Origin of the sequence: Flavobacterium sp. SOK18b, from assembly GCF_014156605.1 — a bacterium.
Taxonomy (GTDB): domain Bacteria; phylum Bacteroidota; class Bacteroidia; order Flavobacteriales; family Flavobacteriaceae; genus Flavobacterium; species Flavobacterium tiangeerense.
Genome location: NZ_QKNZ01000150.1, coordinates 1 through 4,160, shown reverse-complemented (window position 1 = coordinate 4,160; position 4,160 = coordinate 1). Strand labels below are relative to the sequence as shown.

Below are 4,160 nucleotides of genomic sequence, written 5' to 3'. Positions count from 1 at the left end.
AAATGACTTATATGTTTAAATTAAAAGGCCTTGAAACTATTGTATTAGAATCAAGGCTTTTTCAATTAAATAGAATTTAAAATTATTTATTCTCTATTTTTTCAAATGCTTTTTTAACCAATTCTTTTTCTTCGGGAAACCAACCTTGAGTGATTAATACTATCCCAAAAACCATCATCACTACACTTATTCCTTTTTTAATTTTAAGAATATTTACTGGTGTAAGTTTTGTTTTTAATTGTTTGGCTAACAATATTTTAAAACAATCAATGATCAAATAACTTAGTATTACAGATATAAAAAACGTTATCATTCTAGAAGTTTGCATCTCCAGTTTTGGTCCCACAGATATAATAATGGCAACCCAAAAACCTAGAACACCTATATTAATAAAGTTGAGTAAAAAGCCTTTAACAAAAAGACTTATGTAATTTTTTTTGACAATTTCTTTGTCAATAAGATCGGTATTTATTTTTTGTTCTTTTTTTAATTGTACGAATGAAATAATGCCATACGCTAACATAATAACACCACCAAAAATGAATAATGCCGGTTGGTCTTTAATACTTTGTATCAATCTGTAACTTCCTAAATACGCAATAGCAATAAAAAAAATATCTCCTAATACAACACCTAAATCAAAAACTAAAGCGGCTCTGAATCCTTTTATAATACTGGTTTCAAGTAGTATAAAAAAAACAGGACCTATCATAAAACTAAGAAATATTCCCCAAGGAATACCAGCTAAAATATCGTTTACCATTCAAAATTAAAATTTGTTGCCTGTAAATATACCAAGGATTATCTATTTTTCTTGAATTTTACCACCTATGAAAACTTCTTTATTAATTTGTTTGGGTTTACCATAAATAAAAATAGAACCTCCGGCACGAACTTTTGCATCTACGAGCGTGGTAGCATAAACATCTGCTTCACCACCTGCAGAGACGCTTATCGATGTTTGTGTAGTAATTAAATCTTTGGAACTTAAAATACCTCCAGATGTAATTATAACGTCCTGATTTGTTGCTTTTCCAGTTAAGGTAACAATTCCACCAGCATTGACTTTTACGTTTACTTTTTCTACGTTTAAATCTAAAATAACTTCGCCACCAGATGTTGCATTTACTGCTAAGCTAGTTTGTTTAAAATCATATTCACTAGAAACATAAGCACCTTCACTAACTGAAATTTCTTCAATTTTATTAAAATATAATTTTACAGTGATGTCATTACCTGAAAGTAATTTTGGGAACGGCATTCTTATTTTTAAAATTCCGTTTTTATTTACAGCCTCTAATTCGTCAGATCGATCACCTGTAATAACAATCTTGTTTTCTGAAGCTGGAATCAAAACAACTTTAATCTTATCAAAAACTCTAACTTCATCAAAATCACCCAGATTTCTAGATACTTGAGCATTCGTAATTTGACTTAAAATTACAAATGCAAGTAGGACTATTTTTTTACTCCAATTTCTAAAATTACTTTTTTGATATTCCTGAATCTTTGATTTCATTTTTTTTACTTTAATGGTTCGCTAACTCTTCTTAAAAAATTAAAATCCAACTGTTTTTTAACTAAATCGGCATTTTTAACTTTAACGAAAATTTCATCTCCTAATTGCAATAACTTCCCAGAAGTTGCTCCTGTTAATGCATATTGTTTTTCATCGAAAGTGTAATAATCATCTCGTATGTCTCGAATACGAACCATTCCTTCACACTTATTTTCGATAATTTCAACATAAATTCCCCATTCTGTCACACCCGAAATTACACCCAAAAATTCTTGATCCTGATGATCTTGCATGTATTTTACTTGCATGTACTTAATAGAATCACGTTCCGCATTGGTTGCTAAACCTTCCATAGTTGATGAGTGCAAACATTTGGTTTCATACGTTTCTTCATCTACTGATTTTCCTCCATCAAGGTAAAACTGTAACAAACGGTGCACCATAACATCTGGATAACGACGAATTGGTGATGTAAAATGAGAATAATAATCAAAAGCAAGTCCGTAATGACCAATGTTATCAGTAGAATATTTGGCTTTACTCATACTTCTAATAGCCAGTGTATCGATTAAGTTTTGCTCTTTTTTACCATTAACATCAGCCATTAATTGATTCAAAGATTTCGAAATATCACCTTTGTTTCTGAAATCAATTTTGTAACCAAACTTAGCAATTACGGTTTGCATGGCTATTAATTTGTCTTCATTAGGCTCATCATGGATTCTATAAATAAAGGTTTTCTTTTGTTTACCAATATATTCTGCTACTTTTTTATTAGCCAAAAGCATAAACTCTTCAATCAAATGATTGGCATCTTTTGAAACTTTAAAGTAAACTCCTTGTGGTTCACCCGCATCGTCTAAATTGAATTTTACTTCGACTTTGTCAAAAGAAATGGCACCATCAGCCATTCTCTTTTTTCTAAAAATCTTAGCTATTTCATCCATTTTAAGCGTTGCTGCGACAATTTCTGCAGGAACTTGATATGATGCTCCAGTAATCGAAATTTCTACAGGAATCACATCTTGTTTCGTTTCTATGATGTGTTGCGCTTCTTCATACGCGAAACGTTGATCCGAGTAAATTACTGTTCGACCAAACCACTGGTTTACCACTTGCGCTTTATCAGTAATTTCAAATATGGCCGAAAAAGTATATTTCTCTTCTTGCGGACGCAATGAACACGCAAAGTTTGACAACACTTCAGGTAACATAGGTACTACTCTATCTACTAAATAAACCGATGTGGCTCTTTGATAGGCTTCATCATCAAGGATGGTTCCTTCTTCTAAATAATACGATACATCGGCAATGTGAATTCCTATTTCGAAATTTCCATTTTCTAATTCTTTGAAAGACAAGGCATCATCAAAATCTTTAGCATCTTTTGGATCTATGGTAAAGGTCAATGTATCACGCATATCACGACGATTGGCAATTTCAGCCTCCGTAATCGAAGTATCTATTTTTTGAGCAAAAGTTTCCACTTCAATAGGAAACTCTGATGGCAAACCGTATTCAGCCAAAATCGCATGAATCTCAGTATCGTGTTCGCCTGGTTTACCTAAAACTTTCACAACGGTCCCAAACGGACTATCAGCACGTTTTGGCCAGTCTTCGATATGCACCAAAACCACATCACCTTGCTCCGCCTCGCCTATTTTATCCTTTGGAATAAAAATATCAGTATACATTTTTGGATTAGCAGTAGAGACAAAAGCAAAATTAGCTTGGATATCAATTACACCCACAAAATCTGTTTTATGTCTTTCTAGTACTTCAATAACTTCACCTTCAGGACGTTTTCCTTTTCTGCGGTTATACACATATACTTTTACGATATCTTTATCTAAAGCATGATTCAAGTTTGCGGTAGGAATAAAAACATCATCCTCAAGATCTGGACAAACAAAAAAGGCTGTTTTACGACCTGTCATGTCTATTTTACCTTCGTAATAATCTTGACTAGCAGCTTTTACCAAAAATTTACCTGGTTCCGACTCAATAATCTTGTTTTGCGAGGCTAAAATTTTTAAATCTTTTATAATTTGATTTCTACTCTCCGTATCATCAAGTTCTAGCTTTGCTCCTATTTGTTTATAATTGAATGCTTTATTAGCACTTTGCGATAGTATTTTTAATATTTTATCCGTGAAATCTTTCCCTTTCTTTATCGGCTTTCTTAATCTTTTACTCATAAATCTTGTTCTTAAAAGTCTAAAATTACGAAATACTACAGTGTAATCACTAAAATAGCGCTAGTTTTAAATAAAATATAACTTTACGTAATAGTTGTATCTTTATAAAAACTATACCAATGGAAGCATTTAAAACGATTGCTATATTCAATTACGCACACGAAATTGTGGTCATCAAACATTTATTAGAGCAAGAATCGATTGCTTTTTTTTTCGAAAACGAAAATCTCGTATCGGTCGATCCGTTTAGCAGTTTTGCCTACGGCGGAATCAAACTCAAAATTCATCAAAACGATTTTGAAAAAGTGCAAGCTCTTTTGGATCACTTGAACAACAATTTGAAAATCGTTTGAGACAATCTTTTTAATTTTTTGATTTCATTTTTTTCAAAGTTGTCAACATATATTTAAATAAACAAAAAGAAAAATTAAATTTTAAATCCT

The 4,160-nt window shown here is 31.7% G+C and carries 4 protein-coding genes; 1 reads left to right on the top strand and 3 read right to left on the bottom strand.

What is annotated here, in order from left to right; translation table 11 throughout:
• Window positions 1–82: 82 nt before the first annotated feature.
• From DNC80_RS15450 to rnr, 3 genes are read right to left on the bottom strand one after another with little or no spacing between them, the layout of a single operon-like run.
• Complete coding sequence (locus DNC80_RS15450; RefSeq protein ID WP_182651981.1) at window positions 83–763, bottom strand: LysE family translocator; 681 nt, start codon at window positions 761–763, stop codon at window positions 83–85.
• A gap of 42 nt (window positions 764–805) precedes the next feature.
• The gene (locus DNC80_RS15445; protein ID WP_182651980.1) at window positions 806–1,519 is read right to left on the bottom strand and encodes a head GIN domain-containing protein; all 714 of its coding nucleotides are present in this window, start codon (window positions 1,517–1,519) and stop codon (window positions 806–808) included.
• A gap of 5 nt (window positions 1,520–1,524) precedes the next feature.
• The gene (gene rnr / locus DNC80_RS15440) at window positions 1,525–3,717 is read right to left on the bottom strand and encodes a ribonuclease R (RefSeq protein WP_182651979.1); all 2,193 of its coding nucleotides are present in this window, start codon (window positions 3,715–3,717) and stop codon (window positions 1,525–1,527) included.
• A 119-nt stretch (window positions 3,718–3,836) separates the two neighbouring features.
• On the opposite strand from rnr, the gene DNC80_RS15435 reads away from it, so the two are divergent.
• Window positions 3,837–4,070 (top strand): DUF2007 domain-containing protein, encoded by a 234-nt coding sequence (locus DNC80_RS15435; RefSeq protein WP_182651978.1) that lies wholly within the window; start codon window positions 3,837–3,839, stop codon window positions 4,068–4,070.
• Window positions 4,071–4,160: the final 90 nt, after the last annotated feature.